The organism is Rhizobium sp. R635 (assembly GCF_002211285.1).
GTDB lineage: Bacteria > Pseudomonadota > Alphaproteobacteria > Rhizobiales > Rhizobiaceae > Rhizobium.
On record NZ_LOKX01000006.1, the window covers coordinates 109,031 to 130,603 of the forward strand.

General features: G+C 62.8%; 17 protein-coding genes. 11 read left to right on the plus strand and 6 right to left on the minus strand.

Annotated elements, in window-relative coordinates:
• Positions 1–101: 101 nt before the first annotated feature.
• From ATY78_RS07355 to ATY78_RS07380, 6 genes are all read left to right on the plus strand, one after another.
• Positions 102–2,405, plus strand: coding sequence for an EAL domain-containing protein (locus ATY78_RS07355; protein ID WP_088681687.1), 2,304 nt, complete (start codon positions 102–104; stop codon positions 2,403–2,405).
• Between the two features lie 144 nt (positions 2,406–2,549).
• Complete coding sequence (locus ATY78_RS07360; RefSeq protein ID WP_088681688.1) at positions 2,550–3,302, plus strand: hypothetical protein; 753 nt, start codon at positions 2,550–2,552, stop codon at positions 3,300–3,302.
• 222 nt (positions 3,303–3,524) lie between these two features.
• The gene (locus tag ATY78_RS07365; RefSeq protein ID WP_088681689.1) at positions 3,525–3,749 is read left to right on the plus strand and encodes an aa3-type cytochrome c oxidase subunit IV; all 225 of its coding nucleotides are present in this window, start codon (positions 3,525–3,527) and stop codon (positions 3,747–3,749) included.
• Between the two features lie 150 nt (positions 3,750–3,899).
• Complete coding sequence (locus ATY78_RS07370) at positions 3,900–5,048, plus strand: Re/Si-specific NAD(P)(+) transhydrogenase subunit alpha (protein ID WP_088681690.1); 1,149 nt, start codon at positions 3,900–3,902, stop codon at positions 5,046–5,048.
• Positions 5,048–5,446 (plus strand): proton-translocating transhydrogenase family protein, encoded by a 399-nt coding sequence (locus ATY78_RS07375; protein ID WP_088681691.1) that lies wholly within the window; start codon positions 5,048–5,050, stop codon positions 5,444–5,446. The genes ATY78_RS07370 and ATY78_RS07375 overlap by 1 nt, the downstream gene beginning before the upstream one ends.
• 7 nt (positions 5,447–5,453) lie before the next feature.
• Positions 5,454–6,848, plus strand: a complete 1,395-nt coding sequence (locus ATY78_RS07380) for an NAD(P)(+) transhydrogenase (Re/Si-specific) subunit beta (RefSeq protein WP_088681692.1) — start codon at positions 5,454–5,456, stop codon at positions 6,846–6,848.
• 96 nt (positions 6,849–6,944) lie between these two features.
• Here ATY78_RS07380 and ATY78_RS07385 read toward each other — a convergent pair whose 3' ends face one another.
• The 5 genes from ATY78_RS07385 to ATY78_RS07405 form a co-directional block, all read right to left on the minus strand.
• Positions 6,945–7,427, minus strand: a complete 483-nt coding sequence (locus ATY78_RS07385; protein ID WP_088681693.1) for a DUF992 domain-containing protein — start codon at positions 7,425–7,427, stop codon at positions 6,945–6,947.
• A gap of 65 nt (positions 7,428–7,492) precedes the next feature.
• A complete protein-coding gene (locus tag ATY78_RS07390) occupies positions 7,493–9,145 on the minus strand; it encodes a sensor histidine kinase (RefSeq protein WP_088681694.1) in 1,653 nt (550 codons plus the stop codon).
• A 443-nt stretch (positions 9,146–9,588) separates the two neighbouring features.
• On the minus strand, positions 9,589–10,458 hold the full coding sequence (locus ATY78_RS07395) for a tetratricopeptide repeat protein (protein ID WP_088681695.1): 870 nt from the start codon (positions 10,456–10,458) through the stop codon (positions 9,589–9,591).
• Between the two features lie 134 nt (positions 10,459–10,592).
• Positions 10,593–10,805 carry a 30S ribosomal protein S21 gene (rpsU, locus tag ATY78_RS07400; RefSeq protein ID WP_003585885.1) on the minus strand — a complete coding sequence of 71 codons (213 nt, stop codon included), beginning with the start codon at positions 10,803–10,805 and terminating at the stop codon, positions 10,593–10,595.
• 156 nt (positions 10,806–10,961) lie between these two features.
• On the minus strand, positions 10,962–12,605 hold the full coding sequence (locus tag ATY78_RS07405; protein WP_088681696.1) for an adenylate/guanylate cyclase domain-containing protein: 1,644 nt from the start codon (positions 12,603–12,605) through the stop codon (positions 10,962–10,964).
• A gap of 212 nt (positions 12,606–12,817) precedes the next feature.
• On the opposite strand from ATY78_RS07405, the gene ATY78_RS07410 reads away from it, so the two are divergent.
• A complete protein-coding gene (locus ATY78_RS07410; RefSeq protein WP_088681697.1) occupies positions 12,818–14,989 on the plus strand; it encodes an adenylate/guanylate cyclase domain-containing protein in 2,172 nt (723 codons plus the stop codon).
• A gap of 6 nt (positions 14,990–14,995) precedes the next feature.
• On the opposite strand, the gene ATY78_RS07415 is transcribed toward ATY78_RS07410, so the two are convergent.
• A complete protein-coding gene (locus tag ATY78_RS07415; protein ID WP_088681698.1) occupies positions 14,996–16,027 on the minus strand; it encodes a FecR domain-containing protein in 1,032 nt (343 codons plus the stop codon).
• Positions 16,028–16,311: 284 nt separating this feature from the next.
• On the opposite strand from ATY78_RS07415, the gene ATY78_RS07420 reads away from it, so the two are divergent.
• The 4 genes from ATY78_RS07420 (at position 16,312) to ATY78_RS07435 (ending at position 21,541) form a co-directional block, all read left to right on the plus strand.
• Entirely contained in the window at positions 16,312–17,565 is a 1,254-nt protein-coding gene (locus ATY78_RS07420) for a sarcosine oxidase subunit beta family protein (protein WP_088681699.1), read from the plus strand.
• Positions 17,566–17,668: 103 nt separating this feature from the next.
• Positions 17,669–18,010: a sarcosine oxidase subunit delta gene (locus ATY78_RS07425; protein ID WP_088681700.1), complete on the plus strand. Its 342-nt coding sequence runs from the start codon at positions 17,669–17,671 to the stop codon at positions 18,008–18,010.
• Positions 18,007–21,000 (plus strand): sarcosine oxidase subunit alpha, encoded by a 2,994-nt coding sequence (locus tag ATY78_RS07430; RefSeq protein WP_088681701.1) that lies wholly within the window; start codon positions 18,007–18,009, stop codon positions 20,998–21,000. Before ATY78_RS07425 ends, ATY78_RS07430 begins: the two co-directional genes overlap by 4 nt.
• Entirely contained in the window at positions 20,993–21,541 is a 549-nt protein-coding gene (locus tag ATY78_RS07435) for a sarcosine oxidase subunit gamma (protein ID WP_088681702.1), read from the plus strand. Before ATY78_RS07430 ends, ATY78_RS07435 begins: the two co-directional genes overlap by 8 nt.
• Positions 21,542–21,573 lie beyond the last annotated feature (32 nt).

Consider the following 21,573-nt stretch of genomic DNA (forward strand, 5'->3'; position numbering starts at 1 on the left):
TTCGTCCTCTGGTTTTAGAAAATTTGACCAAATGTTTGATTCGATTGAAATCAATTTTTAAAGGGTTGGCCTTAGAATCCCCGCGCACAGGGAAAGTGTGGATGAAGCCAGATAACCCGAACAGGGTCCCTTTAGATGTGTATCTGTCGTTTGTGAGTTCCCTTTCCGGGAATCGCATGACGCTTCTTGCCGGCGTGATCGTCCATATCGCGACATGCCTCGCAGTTGCCGCCAAGACGCAGTATTCCATCTACATCCTGCTGTCGCTCGCCTTCCTCCTGGTCTTCAGCGCCCGCATGGCGATCTTCCGGCAATTCGATCGCGTCGACAAGGAGAGGCTGTCGCGCGCCGACATCGAGCGCTGGGAGCGGATTCTCGTGGCTGGTGCTGCCTGCACCACGGCGCTTCTCGGCTTCGCCAGCGGCTATGCGATCTTCGTCGTGCACGATTCCTTTGCGGAGCTCGCCTGCATATCCGTCACCATGGCGACCATGGTCTCCGTCGTCGGCCGCAACTACGGATCGCGCCTTGCCGTCGATCTCCAGACATTCTCCTGCTGTCTGCCGATGATCGTCTGCAGCCTGCTGGCGATGGATTTCTATCGCGGCGTGCTGTCGATCTTCCTCATTCCCTTCTGGCTGACGACGCGGGCCATGGCGAACGGCGTGCGCGAGTTCCTCTATGAGAATGTCATCGCGCGCCGGGAAATCACCATCATCGCCGACCGTTTCGATACGGCGCTCAACAACATGCCGCACGGCCTCGTCATGGTCGATGCCGAAAACCGCATCCAGGTCGTCAATCGCAAGGCCTGCGAGCTTCTGAAGATCGGCGCTCCCGAGCGGCTGAAGGACCGCGACCTCGGCGCCGTGCTGCGCTATGGCGCGCGCCACAGCTTCATGGATGCTTCGCAGCCGGAGCTCATCCTGCGCCAGCTCACCCAGGTGGCGGAAGGCAACCTGTCGCGCACGCTCATCCATTTCCCGGAAGGCCTGTCGCTCGAATTCTCCGCCAGCCGCAGGGCCGACGGCGGCGCCGTGCTGATCTTCGAGGACGTGTCGAGCCGGGTGAAGGCGGAGCAGAAGATCATGCACATGGTCCGCTTCGATGCGCTGACCGGCTTGCCGAACCGGGAGTATTTTGGCCAGCTCGTGCAGGAATATCTCGCCAAACATCCGAGAAAATCCGGCCCGCTCGGCTTCATGGTGCTCGATATCGACGAGTTCAAGCATGTCAACGACATGCGTGGCCACGTCACCGGCGACCATCTGCTTTGCGCCATCGCCGCCCGCATCAAGCAGGCCTGCGGCAACGCCGTTCTCGGCCGGCTGATGGGAGACCAGTTCATCCTGTTCTTCCCGCATGCGAAGGAGCCCACCTCGCTCGATCTCGAGATCCGCCGCGTCCATGCCGCGATCCAGGGCCATTACGAGGTCGATGAGCTGACCTTTCTCGTTTCGCTCAGCGCCGGCTATGCGATCCTCGAAAGCACCGCCTTTGCGCTGGACGAATGGAGCGTCAAGGCGGATCTCGCGCTCTTCGAAAGCAAGTCGCGCCTCAAGGGCGGCATATCGGGCTTCGAGCGGGAAATGGACGGCCGCTATATCGAGCAGCAGAAGCTGAAGGCGGACCTGCGCGAGGCGGTTTCGGCGCAGGCGCTGCATCTGGTCTTCCAGCCGATGTTCCGGGCCGATGGCTCGCGGATCGAATGCGCCGAGGCCCTGGCGCGCTGGGTGCATCCGGAGAAGGGCTCCATACCGCCCGACGTCTTCATCCGGCTTGCCGAGGATATGGGCATCATTTCCGACATTACCCGCTTCGTGCTGTTCAAGGCCTGCAGCGAATGCATGAACTGGCCTGATCATATCGCCGTCTCGGTCAATCTTTCGGCGCGGGACCTGCGCGATGCCGACATTCTCCAGGTGGTCGCCGATGCGCTTGCCCATTCCGGCCTCGATGCGGCGCGGCTGCATCTCGAAGTCACCGAAAGCTGCCTGATCGACGAGCCGCAGGCCGTGCGCGCCATCCTGGCGGAGCTCAGGAGCCGCGGCATTACCATCGCCATCGACGATTTCGGCACCGGCTTCTCCAGCCTCAGCTATCTCGACACGCTGCCGCTCGATATCGTCAAAATCGATCGCTCCTTCGTTCGCAACATCGTCGAGGATAACCGCCGCCTGAAGCTTCTGCGCGGCACGGTCCATCTGGCTCGCGAGCTCGGCCTGAAGATCGTCATCGAGGGTGTCGAGACCGAAGAGCAGCTCGCGCTGCTCAACAAGCACCGCAGCACCGATCTCGTGCAGGGCTATGTTTTCTCGCAGCCGGTGCCTTCCCAGAACATCGCCCTGCTGCAGCAGGGCGCCGGCCGCCGCGCCGTGCAGCGCCGCCGTCACAAGGTCGCCTGACCGCCCTCGGACGGCAAGTCTTCCCGCTGAAAATCTTGCGCGATATTAACCTTAATAAATCGTATTCGGCGAAGAATACCAGAACTACTTGCGTAAACGTTGCTGGCGTATGATTAATGATCCGTTAACGAGCGGATCAAGAGAATGTCAGAGTCACTGTTCAAGCGAAGCGATTTCAGCACCAAAATCCTGGAAATTCTGGACCATGTCGAATATCGCCGGGTCGAAAGCAGCGAAGACATGGAAGAGGTGGAGCGGCTGCGCTACAAGGCTTACAAGGCCCATGACGTGCTGGCGCTGGCCCCGAAAGGGCTGCTCGATGACAGCGATTTCGACAGTCATGCGTATATCTTCGGCCTGTATTATTATGGTGAGCTGGTCAGCACGATCCGGGTTCATTATGTGACACCTGAGCATCGCCTCAGTCAGTCCGGCGGCGCCTTTCCCGAGGCGATGGATGAACTTCTGGATGCAGGTCTGACTTTGATCGATCCGGCGCGTTTTGCCGCCGATCCGGAACTGACCGCCGATATGCCGTGGGTTCCCTACCTGACGCTGAGGCCGACGATCGTCGCGGCGGCTTATTTCCGCGCGGACCGCGTTCTTCAGTTCGTCCGGCCTCCGCATGCCGCTTTCTACAAGCGGGTCTTCTATGCCGATACGGTCGTGCCCGGCCGGCTGGCGAAGAATTACGGGATCGACATGACGCTGATGGCGACGAATGTGATCGAGGTCGGGCGCAAGCTGTTGACGCGCTATCCCTTCTTCATCTCCAGCGCCAGCGAGCAGCGAATGATGTTTTCGCGCAACCCCAACGACACGCTGCCGCCGCTCACCATCATTCCGACGGCGCGCTTCGTGCCGCCAGGCGAACTCGGCACCGACCTGCCGCTGTGATTTCCCCTGCTCTCCGAATGCGGAGAGGACAGGGGGTGACAATATCCGCAGCCGTCGCCCTCACGCTTTTTTCCTCGCGGGAGAAGGTGGTTTGGAACCCGCGGCTGCGGCATTCTCATGCATTGCGCTTTCGCCTGTCATTGTGTAATTCCTGCAGGCAGGGACTTCCCTCGGCCAAGAGGGAATCAGGCAGCGCAAAAGCATTTCAGGGAGACGATATTCATGGCCGAACATCATACCGGACCGGTCGAGACCGGCGCGCCGATGGATTACAAGGAACATGAGCAGACCTACAACATGTTCATTGCCGGCACGAAATACGGCACGATGCTTCTCGTCGCTCTCCTGCTCGCGATGACCGCCGGTTTCTTCGGCGGCGCCGGTCTTCTCGGCGGCCTCTTCGTTTTCATCATTCTTCTCGCCGCCGGCATCTTCCTGCTGCGCTGATCGCGTCGATTCTGGGAGTTGGAGCGTCTTTGTGTGTCCGGGGGGACGCGCGGCGCTCCAAGGGGACGCTTCTCCGAAGCTTTGTGAATTAGGTGCTTGGCCTGCGCAGGCGAGCCTGCGGCGGTCTGGCTGACCCGGAGGAGGGGGCAGTTGGGCAATATTGTTTTCGTTGCAAGGGAAATCACGGACGGGGAGACGCGTGTTGCGGCCTCTGCCGAGACCGTGAAGAAGATGAAGAGTTTCGGCTTCGATATCATCGTCGAAGCCGGCGCCGGTGCGGCTTCGCGCATTCCGGACGCCGAGTTCGAGGCCGTCGGCGCGAGAATCGGCAGTTTCGCCGATGCCGCCTCCGCCGACGTGGTGCTGAAGGTGCGCCGCCCGAGCCCATCGGAAATCGCGGGCTACAAGAGCGGCGCCGTCGTCATCGCCATCATGGACCCCTACGGCAATGACGAGGCGATCGCGGCGCTCGCAAGCGCCGGGCTTTCGGCTTTCGCCATGGAGCTGATGCCGCGCATCACCCGTGCCCAGTCGATGGACGTGCTCTCCTCTCAGGCCAATCTTGCCGGCTACCAGGCCGTCATCGAGGCGGCGGCGGTCTATGACCGCGCCATGCCGATGATGATGACGGCGGCAGGCACGGTGCCGGCCGCCAAGGTCTTTGTCATGGGCGCCGGTGTTGCCGGCCTGCAGGCGATCGCCACCGCGCGGCGTCTCGGCGCCGCGGTCTCGGCCACCGATGTGCGCCCTGCCGCCAAGGAGCAGGTCGCCTCGCTCGGCGCCAAGTTCATCGCCATCGAGGACGAGGAGTTCAAGGCGGCGGAAACGGCCGGCGGTTACGCCAAGGAAATGTCGACGGACTATCAGGCGAAGCAGGCGGCGCTCGTCGCCGAACACATCGCCAAGCAGGATATCGTCATCACCACGGCTCTCATTCCCGGCCGGCCGGCGCCGCGGCTCGTCTCGCGCGCCATGCTTTCCTCGATGAAGCCGGGTGCGGTCGCCGTCGACCTCGCGGTCGAGCGCGGCGGCAATATCGAAGGCGTCGTTGCCGGCGAGGTCGCCGATGTCGAGGGCGTCAGGGTGATCGGCTTCGCCAACATGCCAGGCCGGGTCGCGGCCAGCGCCTCGGCGCTCTATGCCAAGAACCTCGTCACCTTCCTCGAGACCATGGTCAACAAGGAAACGAAGACGGTCGTCGTCAACCTCGACGACGAACTCGTCAAGGCGACGATGCTGACCTATGCCGGCGATGTGGTTCATCCCGCCTTCGGCGGCGCGAAGAAGGGAGACATGTGATGGCCAGTGAAGCAATGGACAGGGCGCTGGAGCAGCTGAACGACGCGGTGACGGCCGTTGCCACCGCAGCTGCGCATGCACCCGAAGCGGCAAGCGCTGCGACCGGCGGGGCGATCGATCCCTTCGTCTTCCAACTGGCGATCTTCGTCTTGTCGATCTTCGTCGGCTATTACGTCGTCTGGTCGGTGACGCCGGCGCTGCACACGCCGCTGATGGCGGTCACCAATGCGATTTCCTCCGTCATCGTCGTCGGCGCCCTTCTGGCGGTCGGCATTTCCACGAGCGGGCTTGCGACCGGCTTCGGCTTCGTCGCCCTCGTGCTGGTCTCGGTGAACATCTTCGGCGGCTTCCTGGTCACGCAGCGCATGCTGGCGATGTACCGCAAGAAGGACAGGTGAGGGATCGATGACCAATATTGCAGCCTTCCTTTACCTCGTCTCCGGCGTTCTCTTCATTCTGGCGCTCCGCGGCCTCTCCCATCCGGCCACCAGCCGCAAGGGCAATCTCTACGGCATGGTCGGCATGGGGATCGCCATCCTGACGACGCTGGTGCTGGCGACGCCTAATTTCGGCGGCTTCGTGCTGATCGTCCTCGGCCTTGCCATCGGCGGCAGCGTCGGCGCCTATGTCGCCCGCACCATTCCGATGACCTCGATGCCGCAGCTCGTCGCCGGCTTCCATTCACTGGTCGGCCTTGCCGCCGTGCTGGTGGCGGCCTCAGCGCTCTATACGCCCGCCTCCTTCGGGATCGGCGAGATCGGCCAGATCCACACCGAGGCGCGCATCGAAATGGCGCTTGGCGTGGCGATCGGGGCGCTCACCTTCACCGGCTCGATCATTGCCTTCCTGAAGCTCGACGGGCGCATGTCCGGCAAGCCGATCCTGCTGCCCTACCGGCATCTGATCAACGCGGCGCTGCTGGTGCTGATCGTGCTCTTCATCATCGGCCTTGCCGCGACCGAAAGCCATTTCGACTTCTGGGCCGTCGTGGCGCTGTCGCTGGCGCTCGGTGTCCTGCTGATCGTGCCGATCGGCGGGGCCGACATGCCCGTCGTTGTCTCGATGCTGAACTCCTATTCCGGATGGGCTGCGGCCGGCATCGGCTTCACCCTTGGCAATCTGGCGCTGATCATCACCGGCGCGCTCGTCGGTTCTTCCGGCGCCATCCTTTCCTACATCATGTGCAAGGGCATGAACCGCTCCTTCGTCTCCGTCATTCTCGGCGGTTTCGGTGGCGAGACGGCGTCGGGCGGGCCTGACACGTCAGACAAGACGGTGAAGCTCGGCTCGGCCGAGGATGCGGCCTATCTGATGGCGAATGCTTCGAAGGTGATCATCGTGCCGGGATACGGCATGGCTGTCGCTCAGGCACAGCATGCGCTGCGCGAACTTGCCGACAATCTGAAGAAGAACGGCGTCGAAGTGAAATATGCGATCCATCCGGTCGCAGGCCGCATGCCCGGCCATATGAATGTGCTGCTGGCCGAAGCCAATGTTCCCTATGACGAGGTCTTCGAGCTCGAGGACATCAATTCAGAATTCGCCCAGGCCGACGTCGCCTATGTCATCGGCGCCAACGACGTCACCAATCCGGCGGCGCGCGACGACAAGACCTCGCCGATCTACGGCATGCCGATCCTCGACGTCGACCGGGCCAAGACCTGCCTGTTCGTCAAGCGCTCGCTCGGCTCGGGTTATGCCGGCATCGACAATACGCTGTTCTACAAGGACGGCACGATGATGCTGCTCGGCGATGCCAAGAAAATGACCGAGGATATCAACAAGGCGATCGCGCATTGATCGACGCAGATACAGCCGCCCTCGGGCGGCTGTTCGACTCAGGCTTGATATCATGGGCCATGCCGGCCTCGATCATCGCGGAGCCAGGGCTTTTCCTCATACCTCGCCCGGCACGAGCGTCATCTTTTCGACGCCGATCGCGAGGTTCAGCCCTTCCTGAGCCTGGACATTCAACGGCTGCAGCATGAAGGCCTTGTTGGTGCCGCCGGCGATTACCTTGGCGCCGGCGCCCGCGCCGATGCTCGCATCCGCGCCGACACCGTAATATTCGCCGGCAAGCGCGAATTGCGGAACATCCGTGCCGGTCTTCGCCAGCACCTGCCAGATCATCACGCTCTTGCCGGTCTGGCCGATATCGAGCCCGAACTTCTCGATCTTGCCGGCATAGACCGCCTTGGCGCCGCCTGATGCCGGGGTATACGTGCAAATCAGGTTCTTCTGTGAGGTGATGATCAGGCCCTGGCCGCCATCCGATCCGCAGACCAGGCGGCCAAGCGTGACATAGTTTTCCGCGCCGGCCGGGCCTGCCCAGACAGCCGCCGTCAGTGCCGCGGCTGTGATCATGGTTTGCTTGAACATGGTCTTTCTCCTTTGGAACGACCTGTCCGAAACGGGTGGAAGTGGCGATTGTTCCTGGCTAGACGTTAGTCCCGCTCCAGCGTGGCGCGCTGCGCCGTCAGCACCCACACCAGGCCTTCGGGCCGGAAATCGACCTCCACAGTACCGCGGAAGGCCGCGGCGGCATGGGCCTTGATCACCGTCGTGCCGAAGCCCGAGCGCGATGGCTCTGCGACCGGAGGGCCGCCGCGCTCCTCCCAGGTAAAGCGGAGCAGGGCCTCCGGTTTGTCTTCCTCCCTCGCCTCCCGCCATTCGAACCGGACACGGCCCTGCGGCACGGAGAGCGCACCGTATTTCACCGAATTGGTGGCGAGTTCATGCAAGGCAAGGCCGAGATTCTGCACCGCATCCGGCTTCAGGACGAAATCTTCACCGCTGACATCGATCTGTTCGCGCGCATGCGGGAAAGCCTGCAGGTGGATATCGACGACGCGCCGCAGCGACACGCCTCCCCACTGCTCGCTGGTCAGCAGCTCGATTGAGCGCACCAGTCCCTCGAGGCGATCGGCGACGGCGGCCTGGAAGCTCTCGACGCTGTCGGCCTGTTTGGCGAGCTGGCGCATCATGGCCTGGGCAAGGGTCAGAAGATTCTTGGTGCGGTGGACGAGTTCGTGCATGACGAAACGCAGCCGGTCCTCGGTCTGGCTGCGATCGAAGGAGGCATTCGAAAGGGCGATCGCCACCTGGTTCGCCTCGATGACGCTGGTCTCGACCGGTGAGACGATATGGCCTTCGCCCATGCGGTTCGCCATGTCGGCGATCTCGCGGATGGTGGTGCGGACCTGCCTTGCGACGGCATAGGCGGCCAGCACGGCGACGAGTACGAGGGCGACGCCGCCGATGATGAGGAAACGCCATGTGCTCAGGATCGAAGCCTGGGCGACCGGCCCCCAGATCACCGTCTTCCAGGACCAGCCTGGAATCTGGGCATAACCGAGGAGCATGTGCGGCAGGACCGTCTCGTCCTCGAAGACGCCTCGGAAGGTGCCGAGCGCCGGCAGGATGCGCGGATCAAAGGGCGTGCCGGGTTCGAGGTTAGCCGGGCCGGTGGCAGCGACCACGTGGCCGCTCTGGTCGATGATGGCGGCCGACCAGCCGGGGGCCAGGCCTTCGGTCGTCACGAGCCTCCCCAGATCCTTGGCATCCTGCGTGATGATGAGGGCTGCGACGGGATCGTTCGCACGGGGCAGGGTGACGTTATAGACCCAGTCGCCGCTGATCTGGCCGCGGAAGACATCGGAAGCCTCGATGCGGCCGGAGGTCATGGCCGATTCGAGCGCAGGCATGTTTGCCACCTTGCCGAGCGGCGTGCCGAAGGCTCGGCGCGTGTTCAAGAGTTGCTGGCCGCTGCGGTCGACGGCGATGACGAACAGCGTATTATCCCGCAAGGCCGTTTCCGTGCGCTCGTGAAAGGCGGCGAGATTGCCGTTTTCGAGCTCCGGCGAGCTCGACAGCAGCCGCAGCGTCGTCGCCATATCCTGAAGCTGGCGGTCGATGATGCGTGAAAGGGCGACAGCATCCTGGGCCGTCTCGCGTTTCAGCGCCGAGCGCTGGTTGTCTTCCAGCTGCAGCAGAAGCAGCGCCACGAAGGCGAAGATCGGCAGTGCGATCGCCACCGCCATGGCGACGAGATAGGTGCCGATCGAGGCCTTGGGAAAGAACAGCGCAACGAGCTTCATCTATTGCGCCATCTCGCATGCGCTATGGTGAAATTGCTCAAACCGAAATCGATCGAAGGTGTTGCCGCGGCCTTTGCGCGTCTGAAAAGATGCGCGGCGCTGCAATGCGCGCTGTCCGCAACAGTTTTTGTTCGCGGCCAGGAAAGCAAAGACCCGCATCTCTCGCAAACCGCCCTCAACACGTTTCGGGTGCCCGATAGCAGGCTATCGAAGCAGGTGCATGTTAGGGGGAGTAGAAGAAGGTTGCAACACAGTATGAACATGCCGTCGAAGAGGGCGGCCGTTTTTCGGCCTGCCTTTTTGACGCGGTGGGGCCACTGTCTCAGGCAGGATGGCAGCCTATCAACCGCATCGAATCAGAGATGATTTCAAGAATAGCGCCGCAGTGGCGGCAAAAGGCCGGCGAAGGGCGGCCGGTGCTCCGGGCCGCCCAACTGATGTCCTCAGCCGGCCGGGGCGACGCCGACGCGGGCCAGGCCGTCGCGGGCAGGCTGGTATTTCGGGTCGAGGCCGACCGCATGGCGATAGGAGCGGGCAGCCTTCGCCTTGTCGCCGCGGCGTTCGTAGACGAGCGCCTGGTTGGCCCAGGATTCGGCAATGTTGCCATTGAGCTCGATCGCATGATTGAAATCGGCGAACGCGTTGTCATCGTCATTCAGAGCGATGTAGGAGACGCCGCGGCCATTGTAAGGCTCGGGCGAATTCGGCGCGAGCGAGATGGCCTTCGAGAAATCGTCGATCGCCTTGTCCTGCTGATTGCGCTTCTGATAGATCAGGCCACGATTGTGATAGGCGCGGCCATCGGTGGTGCCGAGCTGGATCGCCTTGTTGAAATCGTTGAAAGCCGCATCGTCCTGGCCGGCCATGCGATAGACATTGCCGCGGCCGATATAGGCGACGTCGTAGCTCGGATTGATCTGCAGGGCGGCGTTATAGTCGGCGATCGCCTGCTGCTGCTGGCCCATGTTGCGATAGACGAGCGCGCGGTTGGCATAGGCCTGGAAGAAACGCGGATTGATCTGCAATGCCGTGTTGAAATCGTTCAGCGCCTGGCGGAACTGGCCGCCGCGGCCATAAGCGGAACCGCGGACGTTATATCCTTCGGGATCTCGCGGATTGGCGTTGATAACAGCCGTCAGCGACGCGATGTTCTCTTCCGAGCCCTGCGCCTTGTCGATGCGGATCACGGCATCCGTGGTGTTGGTCGTCTCGCAGCCGGCGAGGCCGAACATGGCCGCCAGCGCCAAGGCGGGCAGGAATGCGGTTTTCTGCATGCGCCAGGCGCGGGACGGATTGAAGGTGGTATCAGCCATTCGGGCTCGCTTTCCCCATGCGGCATATCCAACACTGGGATATGCGATCTTCAGCGGCAAACTAAAAAGGCGGCGGCGAACCTATCGCCCCCGCCACAATGCATCTGAAAACGTCGAAAAAACGACGGCAACGCTTAGCGTGCGACCAGACCTTCGCGCTGGGCGCGCTTGCGGGCCAGCTTGCGAACGCGGCGAACAGCCTCGGCCTTTTCGCGAGCGCGCTTCTGCGACGGCTTCTCGTAGTAGTCGCGCATCTTCATTTCGCGGAAAATGCCTTCGCGCTGCATCTTCTTCTTGAGAGCGCGGAGAGCCTGATCGACATTGTTATCGCGGACAAGTACCTGCACGAGAATCACGTTCCTTTGGTTTGGTTGATGCCTGAGGCGGCGCAGCGCCAGGGGCAAAAATATAACGTTCGCGCGGCCGCAGCCTTGCGATTGGTGATGCGGGATAGCAGATCGGGTAGGGGAAGTCCAGACGGATATGAAAAGCGGGCGGAAAAATCACGCCTCGCCCGATATCCGGCTGCGATCGGAGGTCTCGGGCAGGGTTTCATCCAGTGCGGCGATCGCCTCCTTGAGCGCCGTCCTGACCCGGAGACGATCGGCCGGCTCCAGCCGGCTCATGTCCAGATGCAGGTCGAGGCCCGCGAGGTGTTCGCTGAGAACCCGGCTCTTGTGATCGGCGCCGAGCGTCAGCCCGTCCACGGCATAGGGCACGACTTCGCGCTGTATGCCCTTCATGGTGATCGGCGGCAAGGGATGGGCGTCGACGATCTCGTTCACCAGCGCATAGGTTTCGTAGCTGATGACGATTTCCCCGCCCTGGGCGATCGATTGCAGCCTGGCGGCGAGATTGGCCTCGGCCCCGATGATCGTATAGTCCATGCGGTCGTTGCTGCCGAAATTGCCGACATTGCAATAGCCGCTGTTGATTCCCATGCGGACGACGAACGGCTCCTCGGTGCCGTTCCTGCGCCATCTGTCCTTGAGTTCGCCGAGACGGCGCTGCATGTCGACCGCCATGCGCAGGCATGCTTTCGCGTCTTCCTCCGGCCCCTTCGTTTCGGGATCGCCGAAGAAGACCAGCATCGCGTCGCCGATGAACTTGTCCACCGTGCCGCCGTGCTCCAGCGCAATGTTGGACATTTCGGTCAGATATTCATTGAGCATCTCCGTCAGGGCTTCGGGCTGCAGGCGTTCGGTGGTCGCGGTGAAATCCTTGATGTCGGAGAAGAAGATCGTCAGGCGCTTGCGCTCGGTATGGACGACGACGTCCTTCTGTCCGCTGAAGATGCTCTTGTAGATCTGCGGCGAAAGATAGCGGGAAATTTTCAGGGAAACGCTGGCGAGGAATTCGTTCGCCGCTTCGAGATCCTGATTGGCGCCGTGGATCGCCCGCGCCTGCTGCCGCTGGAGAAGGATGAAACTGATGCCGATGACGGCGACGAATAGGAAATAACAGAGCAGGTATTTAAAGGCGAAGACATTGCTGACATAGGGCTGCCGGATGATGACTTCCTGTATGCCGCGCACGTCGCCGACCTTCCAATCGGTTTTGGGGCTTTCGGGATGGGTGTTGTGGCAGGCGACGCAGGCCTGGCCCATGACGACGGGGGTGATGAAGCGCAGCGTATCGGTCAATCCGACGCGGGTAAGGTCGTTCAGGGTCTGCTGCGGATTGGCGCGCAAGGCGGCGAGCGCCTGTGTCTCGAAGTCGTCGAGGTCGTGGGATGCGCGGCTCTTGAAGGGAAGATCGGAAACGAAGCGGTAGGTGATATTGGCCTGCTGCTCCTTGATGACGTCGCCGAGTTCCAGGGAAAGCGTTGCCGGCAACGGGATGGCGCCTGGAATATTGGCGTAGTTATGGGAGACGACCGTGCCTGCGGTTGCGCCGTTCGCGTGGGCGGCCAGAACACGCCCCACGACGTTCGTGGAATAATAAGAGCGGATGCTTGAAACCAGCGAGCTCATGTCGCGCGCCTGGCGCCGCAGGGTATTTCCCGAGAGATCGCTGATATCGAGCCAGACGGCCAGCGGCAGCCCCGCAAGCATTGCCAGCACGACGACGATAAGCCAGTAGCCGCTCCGACGCGCGGCGGATTCGGAAATCACGGGCGACCCCTCATTCTTTTTGCGGAAAAGCATCCGATTTTCGCTCACTACAAGAACATTTCGCCGCCTGCCCGGCAAGATCGAAGCCATGTCATTTGGGGGTAAAACCCCGGCCAAAACAGGAGAAAAAAAGAGGGCGGCTTCTGTGCATGTGCGAATGGCGTTCGAACCGAAAGCGGCGTAGCCTGTCTGCCGGCAGTTACGGGCCTGCTTGGCCGGCCGTGGAGGGGACAGCCGGTGAGATCATGATGCGCGTGCAGCAAATCGGTGTCGTTATCGGTCTGGCGATCGTGGTTTTGCTGACGATCCTGCGGGCAGGCGATCCCGGAATTTTCAAGCTGATCCGCGGCGTGACGTTCGATGAGTATCAGCGGCTGGTTCCGCGGACCTACCAGCCGATGCCGGTCCGCGTCATCGACATCGATGAAGCCTCATTGCGCGAATTCGGCCAATGGCCTTGGCCGCGTGACCGGCTGGCCCTCCTGGTGGACCGGCTTTCGGAAATGGGCGCCGCGGCCATCGCCTTCGACGTTCTCTTCTCCGAGCCGGACCGGTTGTCGCCGCGCAACGTCGTGCGCGAGGCGGCCGGGATCGACCCTTCGCTGGCCGAAAAGCTGCCTGACAATGACGAGATATTCGCCCGCGCTATCGCCGAAAAGCCGGTCGTGCTCGGCTTCGGCCTTTCCAACGAGGGCAACTACCGGCCGCCGGTCAAGGCGGGCTTCGCATTCACGGGCGAAAGCCCCGTCTCGGCTCCGCCCTATCTCGGCGCTTCGACGCCGCTCAGGCCGCAACTGGAAGCCAATGCGGCGGGGCTCGGCCACATCAGCCTCAACCCCGGAAATCCTTCGCCGGTGGTGCGGGCGGTCCCGCTGTTCCTGACCGACGGAGAACAGCTCTACCCCAATCTCGCGGTCGAGGCGCTGCGCGTCGCGCAGGGAGCCTCGACCTATGTGCTTTCGGGCGCGCCCGACCGTGCCGGAATCATGACATCGGCAAAGATCGGGGATTTCATCGTGCCGCTGACGGCGGCGGGCGAACTCTGGCTCTATGTCACTCCCGACCGGGCCGAGCGGTATATCTCCGCCCGGCAGGTGCTTGCGCCAGGAGGCGCTTCCGCCGAGACGGCAGCCGCCATCAATGGCAGCATCGTCTTCGTCGGCACATCGGCGGCCGGCTTGCAGGACATCCGCGTCACCGCGCTCGGCGAGAACGTTCCCGGCGTGTCGCTGCATGCGCAGGCCGTCGAGCAGATCCTCTCCGGTCAGTTCCTGTCCCGGCCCGACTGGGCGGATGGGCTTGAAATCCTTGTCATCGCCGTGCTCGGATGTCTGCTCGTCCTAGTGACGACCTTCGTCAGTCCTGCCGTCGCGCTGGTCTGCGGCCTGCTGATCACCGCAATGGCGCTGGTGGCGTCGTGGCTTTCCTTTCTTTATGCGGGACTTCTCTTCGATCCGCTGGCGCCGATCGTCAGTGGATCGATCATCCATTTTGCCGCGACCTCGTTCAAGATTCTGGTGATCGACCGGGAGCGGCGCGAGGTGCGGCGCGCCTTCGGGCATTATCTTTCTCCGTCGCTGCTCCACCGCATCGAGCATAATCGCGATGCATTGCGCCTCGGCGGAGACGACCGCGAACTGACGGTCATGTTCGTCGATGTCAGGAACTTCACCGAGATGAGCGAGCGGCTGGCGCCGACGGATGTCGTGGCCTTCCTGAATACGCTGCTCGATGCGCTGAGCCGCCATGTCGTGGCCAATGAAGGCACGCTCGACAAGTTCATCGGCGATTCGATCATGGCGTTCTGGAATGCGCCCGTCGATGTGGCGGATCACCAGACCAAGGCGGTTCGCACGGCGCTTGCCATGCGCGAGACACTTGCCGAACTGAACGCCGGCGACGCCTTCGGTTTCGGGTCTGATCGGGAGGTCGGGATCGGCATCGGCATCCATACCGGCCTTGCCTGTGTCGGCAACATGGGCGCCAAGACCCGCTTCAACTATTCGGCGGTCGGAGACGCCGTCAACGTTGCGGCCCGCATCGAATCCTCCTGCAAGGAGGTCGGTTTCGATATCCTCATCTCCGACAGTACGGCACGGTCAGTTCGGGGAATGGCGCTGATCGAGGCCGGCGCCCTGCCGCTCAAGGGGAAGAGCAGCCGGACGCAGATCCTTGCCGTCGTCGGCGGTGAACGGGTCGCGGCATCCCAGGAATTCGCCGCGCTCGAGGATATTCACAGGCAGCTGATGCAGGCCCTGCAAACGCATTCCAGGAACAGCCGGAAGCTTATCGGTACGGCAAAGCTGAGGGCGGAGCAGGTGACCGGAGGTCTGGCGGAATTCTACCAGCGCCTATCCGGCAGGACCGATCATTTCCGCGACGTGCCAGAAAGGGTCGAAAAGAGCGCCGCAGACTGACGAGCTTCAACGGCCGCGATTGAAATTCCGGCCTCTGTCGTGGTTCCGATCCCTGTCATGATCATGATCACGATCACGATTGTGATCGCGATCGCGATATCCATGATGGTCGCGGTCGTGGCCGCGATGATCCTCGCCGTGATTTCCGGGCTTGCCGTCATCGTCATGCCGGCCATGGCCCTCATGCTTGTCGGGTCTCTCCGGCTTGTCGTGATGCGGCCTGTCCTGGTGCGGCCTGTCCTGGTGCGGCTTGTCGGGCTTCGGCCGCTCCTTCTGCGGCTCGGCCTGCCTCTGTGGCGGATCCTGCCTTTGCGGGGCAGGCGCAACTGCCGGGGGAGGCCGCGGCCTGTCTTTTCTCTCCGGCGCAACCGAGGCCATGTTACAGCCGCCGAGCATGCCGATGCCTCCAGCAAGCCGCTGGTTGCCGGAGAGGAAAGGGAGGGCGCGGGGATTTCCGAGCGTATCGAGAACGCTGGGATCGACCCGGCGGGCCGGCGACATATCACCGTTCGGCTTGGCGACGACGCAATCGCAGCGCTGCTGCAATTGCCGGCAGCCGCCCGGGCCGCAGAAGCTGGCCGCGCCGTTCAACAGCACGACGGCAGTCGTGCCGTCGGAACCGACATAGAAATCGAATGCGGTGCCGCGCACGCCGATGGTGCCGGCGGGCGTCAGGATCTGGTAGGCGGAGGATTTCGAATTGCCGCTGACCCAGCGAAAGGTTCCTTTCGCGGCCTTGATGGTGAGTTTCCTGACCGATTGTGAATCGTCGAAGACATATTTGTCGATGACAACCGAGGAGCCCCAGCCGACTGCAAGCTTGGTACCGTCGCGAAACAGGAATTGGCCGAGCCCGGATTGCGATGTCCGGATGCGCTCGTCGCGGTGAACGCTGGTGTTGACTTCGATCGGCCCGCCTTGTCCCGTCACCTCGGTTCTGATGACGACAGCCTGGCCGACCGGCTCTGCTGCGGGCGCCGGCAGCGCACTGGAGAGGGCGATGCAAAGCGCCGCGAGTAAAGAACGCCGACCCCACATGATACAGATACCCCGGCAATCCGGGGAGAATTAGCATTTTAGCAACTACTTGTCTTCTCGCCCACTTGGGCTACGGCGAGGCGCGGCATGCCGGTTTTGGGGTCATCTTCGGAACCGCTGCCCGAGATCTGCAGAACGCGCGAAAACCGCGCACTTTCGGCATCATGTCGCACAGTGTCAAAACCAAAGCTCTCTCCTGTCGCAAAAGAGCCGTTGTGCCGCATTTGGATTTGCGATTTGTATGGGCGCGGAGATCAGTCCTTGCCCGAAGGAGAATAAGGCGGATGCGGAAATATTCGGTTTTTGCCGTGGCGCGGGAGGCCCTGCGTGGCCACAGAGGCTGGGAGAAGCAGTGGACTTCGCCGGAGCCGCGCGCTGAATACGATGTCGTCATCATCGGCGCCGGCGGCCATGGCCTGGGCGCTGCCTATTATCTTGCCAAGGAGCACGGCATCACCAATGTCGCCGTGATCGAGAAGGGCTGGCTCGGCGGCGGCAATACCGGCCGCAACACCACCATCATCCGCTCGAACTATCTCTATGAAGAGAGCATGCAGATCTACGAGCATTCGATGAAGCTCTGGGAAGGGCTTTCTCAGGAGCTCAACTACAATGTGATGTATTCGCCGCGCGGCGTGATGATGCTCTCGCACAATATTCACGACCAGCAGTCGTTCAAGCGGCATATCCATGCCAACCGGCTCTATGGCATCGACAATGAATGGCTGACGCCGGAGCAGGCGAAGGCCTATTGTCCGCCGCTCGACATCTCGGCGAGTGCCCGCTACCCGATCAACGGTGCAGCGCTGCAACGGCGCGGCGGCACGGCGCGCCACGACGCGGTCGCCTGGGGTTATGCGCGTGCGGCATCGGACCGCGGCGTTCACATCATCCAGAATTGCGAAGTGACCGGTATCCGTCGCGGTCCTGACGGACGGGTAACCGGGGTCGAGACGTCGCGCGGCTTCATCGGCGCCAAAAAGATCGGCGTGTCGGCGGCCGGCCATACGACGACGGTCATGAAGATGGCTGACGTGCGCGTGCCGCTGCAGTCGAGCCCGCTGCAGGCGCTGGTTTCCGAGCCGCTGAAGCCGATCTTCCCGTGCGTCGTCATGTCGAACACGGTGCACGCCTACATCTCCCAGTCCGACAAGGGAGAGCTCGTCATCGGCGCCGGTACGGACCAGTACAATTCCTATTCCCAGACCGGCGGGCTGCAGATCATTACCCATACGCTGGATGCCATCTGCGAACTCTTCCCGATGTTCCGGCGCGTCAAGATGATGCGGCAATGGGGCGGCATCGTCGACAATACGCCGGACCGTTCGGCGATCCAGTCGAAGACCCCGGTTCCCGGCCTTTACGTCAATTGCGGCTGGGGCACCGGCGGCTTCAAGGCGACGCCGGGTTCGGCCAATCTCTTCGCGCACCTGATCGCGCGCGACGAACCGCACAAGTTCAATGCCGGCCTGACGCTGGAACGCTTCCGCAGCGGCCGGCTGATCGACGAAGCGGCGGCAGCGGCGGTGGCGCACTGATGATGATTGTTGTCTGGAAGCCCGCTTTCGTCGCTCACCCCCTCACCCGCCTTGCAGGCACCTTCTCTCCGCTGGGGAGAAGGGGAGGAGAAGGAAATCTCACATGCTGCTGATCCATTGCCCTTATTGTCAGGAAGAGCGTTCCGAACTCGAATTCCGCGGCGCGGGTGACGCGCATATCGTGCGGCCGGCCGACATCGCCTCGATCTCGGACGAGGAATTCGAAGAGTATTTCTTTCTGCGCGACAACCCGAAGGGGCTGATCTTCGAACGCTGGCGGCATATTCACGGTTGCGGGCGCTTCTTCAACGCTGCGCGCGATACGGTGAGCGACAAGTTCATCATGACCTACAAGGCAGGCGAGCCAAGGCCGCGGATCGGCGCCGAGGCCGAACAGCATAGCCCTGTCGAGACATATGAAGCCGTGGAAGGAGAGGCGCAATGAGCGGTGCTAATCGTATCGCCGGGAAGGGGCGTCTGACGCCGGCCAAGACCGCGCGTTTCAGCTTCGACGGCAAGAGCTATACGGCACTGGAAGGCGATACCGTCGCCTCGGCGCTGATCGCCAACGGCATTCATCTTCTGGGACGTTCGTTTAAATATCACCGGGCTCGCGGCATTCTGTCGGCAGGGGCCGAGGAGCCGAACGCACTGATCGACGTTGCCCGCGACAAGGCGCGCAAGCAGCCGAACGTGCGCGCCACGGTGCAGGAAGTCTTCGACGGCATGATCGTCCAGTCGCAGAACCGCTGGCCGTCGCTGGCCTACGACGTCGGTGCGGTCAACAATCTGATGTCGCCGTTCTTCGCCGCCGGCTTCTACTACAAGACCTTCATGTGGCCGCGCTCCGCCTGGAAACATGTCTATGAACCGTTCATCCGCCGTGCCGCCGGCCTCGGCGTCGCACCGACGGAAGAGGATCCGGACCATTATGCCAGCCGCTACGCCCATTGCGACGTGCTGGTGGTCGGCGCCGGTGTTGCCGGGCTTTCGGCGGCGCTGGCTGCGGCCGAAACCGGCGCGAAGGTGATCCTCTGCGACGAGCAGGCGGAAGCCGGCGGTGCGCTGCGCTATGATGCCGGCGTGACGATCGACGGGCAGGACGGTTACACCTGGGCGCAGAAAACCGTGGCGCGGCTGAAGGCGATGGACAATGTCGACGTGCTCATCCGCACGACCGCCTTCGGCTACTACAACCACAATTTCGTCGGCCTTGCCGAACGCGTCACCGATCATATCGCCAAGCCATCGAGCGATCTGCCGCGCGAACGGCTGTGGCAGGTCCGCGCCAAGCGGGTGATCCTCGCCAACGGCGCGATCGAGCGGCACATGGTATTTCCGAACAACGACCGGCCCGGCATCATGCTGGCTTCGGCGGGGCGGATGTATCTCAATCATTACGGCGTTGCCGTCGGAAGCAATGTCGGCGTCTACACGGCGCACGACTCCGCCTATGAGGCGGCTTTCGATCTGAAACGGGCCGGCGTTTCGATCGCCGCCATCGTCGATTGCAGGCAGGCGCCGGGAGCGGCGGTGCTGGCGGAGGCGCGTTCGCTCGGCATCGATGTTCTCACGGGCCAGTCGGTCGTCAACACGGCGGGGCGGCTGCGCATCTCATCGATGACGGTGGCGCGCAACGGCGGCGGTTCGCCGCGCAAGATCGCGGTCGATGCGCTCTTGGTTTCGGCCGGCTGGACGCCGTCGGTCCATCTGTTCTCGCAGTCGCGCGGCAAGGTGGCCTTCGAACCGGAAAGCCAGCGCTTCCTGCCCGGCACCTATGCGCAGGATTGCCTTTCCGTCGGCGCCTGCAACGGCACTGACGACCTGCAGCAGACAGTCGAGGAATCGCTTGCCGCCGGCGAACTGATGGCGCAGGCCGCCGGCAAGACCGGCGGCGGGAAAATCACGATCTCGGCCGAGCAGCCCTATGACTGGACGGGCGGAATGATCGGCGCTGCCGAAGGCGCCGGGCCGAAGACGAACGCCAAGGCCTTCATCGATTTCCAGCACGACGTCTGCGCCAAGGACATCCGCCTTGCCGTGCGCGAAGGCATGCACTCGATCGAGCATATCAAGCGGTTTACCACCAACGGCATGGCCTCGGACCAGGGCAAGCTTTCCAACATGCATGGCCTGGCGATTGCCGCGGAAATGCTTGGCAAGGAAATCCCGCGGGTCGGTCTCACCACCTTCCGCGCCCCTTATACGCCGGTGACTTACGGTACGCTGATCGGCCATTCGCGCGGAAAGCTGTTCGATCCGACGCGCAAGACGCCGCTGCACGACTGGGAAGAAGCGCATGGCGCTGTCTTCGAGGATGTCGGCAACTGGAAGCGCGCCTGGTTCTATCCGCGTTCGGGCGAGAACATGCATCAGGCCGTCGCGCGCGAATGCCGGACGGCACGCGAGTCGGCAGGCATCTTCGACGCTTCGACGCTCGGCAAGATCGAGGTGGTAGGTCCGGATGCGGCCGAATTCCTCAACCTCATCTACACCAATGCCTGGGATACGTTGAAGCCCGGCAAGGCCCGCTACGGCATCATGACGCGCGAGGACGGCTTCGTTTATGACGACGGTGTCGTCGGGCGCCTGGCGGAAGACCGTTTCCATGTGACGACGACGACCGGCGGCGCGCCGCGCGTTCTCCATCATATGGAAGATTACCTGCAGACCGAATTCCCGCACATGAAGGTGTGGCTGACCTCGGTGACAGAACAATGGGCTGTCATCGCCGTGCAGGGGCCGAAGGCGCGCGAGATCGTCGAGCCTCTCGTCGAAGGGCTCGATCTTTCGAACGAGGCCTTCCCGCATATGAGCGTTGCCGAGTGCACGGTCTGCGGCGTGCCGGCGCGGCTCTTCCGCGTCTCTTTCACCGGCGAAATCGGTTTCGAAATCAACGTGCCGGCCGATTACGGCCAGTCGGTGCTCGAAGCGATCTGGGCCAATGCCGAGCCGCTCGGCGCCTGCGTCTACGGCACGGAGACGATGCACGTGCTTCGCGCCGAGAAGGGCTACATCATCGTCGGCCAGGATACCGACGGGACCGTGACCCCCGACGACGCCGGACTTTCCTGGGCGGTTTCGAAGAAAAAGAAGGACTTCGTCGGCATTCGCGGTCTGAAGCGGACGGATCTGGTCAAGGACGGGCGCAAGCAGCTCGTCGGCCTCGTCACCAAGGATCCGAAGCTGGTGCTCGAAGAAGGCGCGCAGATCGTCGCGAGCCCGAACGAACCGAAGCCGATGACCATGCTCGGTCACGTCACCTCAGCCTATTGGTCGGAAAATTGCGGCAGGTCGGTTGCCTTCGCGCTGGTCGCCGGCGGCCGGGCACGGATGGGCGAGACGCTGTACGTGCCGATGCCGGACCGGACGATTGCCGTCGAAGTGACGGATATGGTGTTCTTTGACAAGGAAGGAGGCCGCATCCATGGCTGATGTCGCAATTCGCAAGCCGGCGCTGGCCGGCCGTCTCGGCGGCTCCGCAACCGTGCGCCTGGCCGTCGCGCCGCCCGCAAGCCGCGTGGCGCTGCGGGCGCCGGCGAAATCGCTTTCCGCGCTTTCTTCGGCGCTCGGCCTGTCCGTGCCGACCGCCCCGAAGACATCTGCTCGAGCAGGTGCGCGGTCGGTGCTCTGGATCGGACCCGACGAGTGGCTTGTCATCGACGAGGCCGGCGCCGATCTGATGGCGGCGCTTTCCGGCGCCGGTGCGCTGCATTCGGCGACCGACGTTTCCCACCGTAATCTGGCAATCATCGTTTCCGGACCGGGCGCGGAGGCCACGCTTGCTGCCGGCTGCCCGCAGGATCTGTCGCTTTCGTCCTTCCCGGTCGGCGCCGCCTCGCGCACGATCTTCGGCAAGGCGGAAATCGTGCTTCTCCGCACGGATGAAGAGACGTTTCGGGTGGAGTGCTGGCGGTCGTTTTCGGATTTCGTCTTCGGTCTCTTGGCCGAAGCGGCGGAAGATGCCGGGCATTGAAACCGGGCTGATCGCGACTGCATAGTTCTTGT

What these genes read in the sequence shown, in the direction of transcription:
- ATY78_RS07355 (WP_088681687.1), top strand. Translation starts at nt 102, where the DNA reads ATGAAGCCAGATAACCCGAACAGGGTCCCTTTAGATGTGTATCTGTCG.
- ATY78_RS07360 (WP_088681688.1), top strand. Translation starts at nt 2,550, where the DNA reads ATGTCAGAGTCACTGTTCAAGCGAAGCGATTTCAGCACCAAAATCCTG.
- ATY78_RS07365 (WP_088681689.1), top strand. Translation starts at nt 3,525, where the DNA reads ATGGCCGAACATCATACCGGACCGGTCGAGACCGGCGCGCCGATGGAT.
- ATY78_RS07375 (WP_088681691.1), top strand. Translation starts at nt 5,048, where the DNA reads ATGGCCAGTGAAGCAATGGACAGGGCGCTGGAGCAGCTGAACGACGCG.
- ATY78_RS07380 (WP_088681692.1), top strand. Translation starts at nt 5,454, where the DNA reads ATGACCAATATTGCAGCCTTCCTTTACCTCGTCTCCGGCGTTCTCTTC.
- ATY78_RS07385 (WP_088681693.1), bottom strand. Translation starts at nt 7,427, where the DNA reads ATGTTCAAGCAAACCATGATCACAGCCGCGGCACTGACGGCGGCTGTC.
- ATY78_RS07390 (WP_088681694.1), bottom strand. Translation starts at nt 9,145, where the DNA reads ATGAAGCTCGTTGCGCTGTTCTTTCCCAAGGCCTCGATCGGCACCTAT.
- ATY78_RS07395 (WP_088681695.1), bottom strand. Translation starts at nt 10,458, where the DNA reads ATGGCTGATACCACCTTCAATCCGTCCCGCGCCTGGCGCATGCAGAAA.
- ATY78_RS07405 (WP_088681696.1), bottom strand. Translation starts at nt 12,605, where the DNA reads ATGCTTTTCCGCAAAAAGAATGAGGGGTCGCCCGTGATTTCCGAATCC.
- ATY78_RS07410 (WP_088681697.1), top strand. Translation starts at nt 12,818, where the DNA reads ATGATGCGCGTGCAGCAAATCGGTGTCGTTATCGGTCTGGCGATCGTG.
- ATY78_RS07415 (WP_088681698.1), bottom strand. Translation starts at nt 16,027, where the DNA reads ATGTGGGGTCGGCGTTCTTTACTCGCGGCGCTTTGCATCGCCCTCTCC.
- ATY78_RS07420 (WP_088681699.1), top strand. Translation starts at nt 16,312, where the DNA reads ATGCGGAAATATTCGGTTTTTGCCGTGGCGCGGGAGGCCCTGCGTGGC.
- ATY78_RS07425 (WP_088681700.1), top strand. Translation starts at nt 17,669, where the DNA reads ATGCTGCTGATCCATTGCCCTTATTGTCAGGAAGAGCGTTCCGAACTC.
- ATY78_RS07430 (WP_088681701.1), top strand. Translation starts at nt 18,007, where the DNA reads ATGAGCGGTGCTAATCGTATCGCCGGGAAGGGGCGTCTGACGCCGGCC.
- ATY78_RS07435 (WP_088681702.1), top strand. Translation starts at nt 20,993, where the DNA reads ATGGCTGATGTCGCAATTCGCAAGCCGGCGCTGGCCGGCCGTCTCGGC.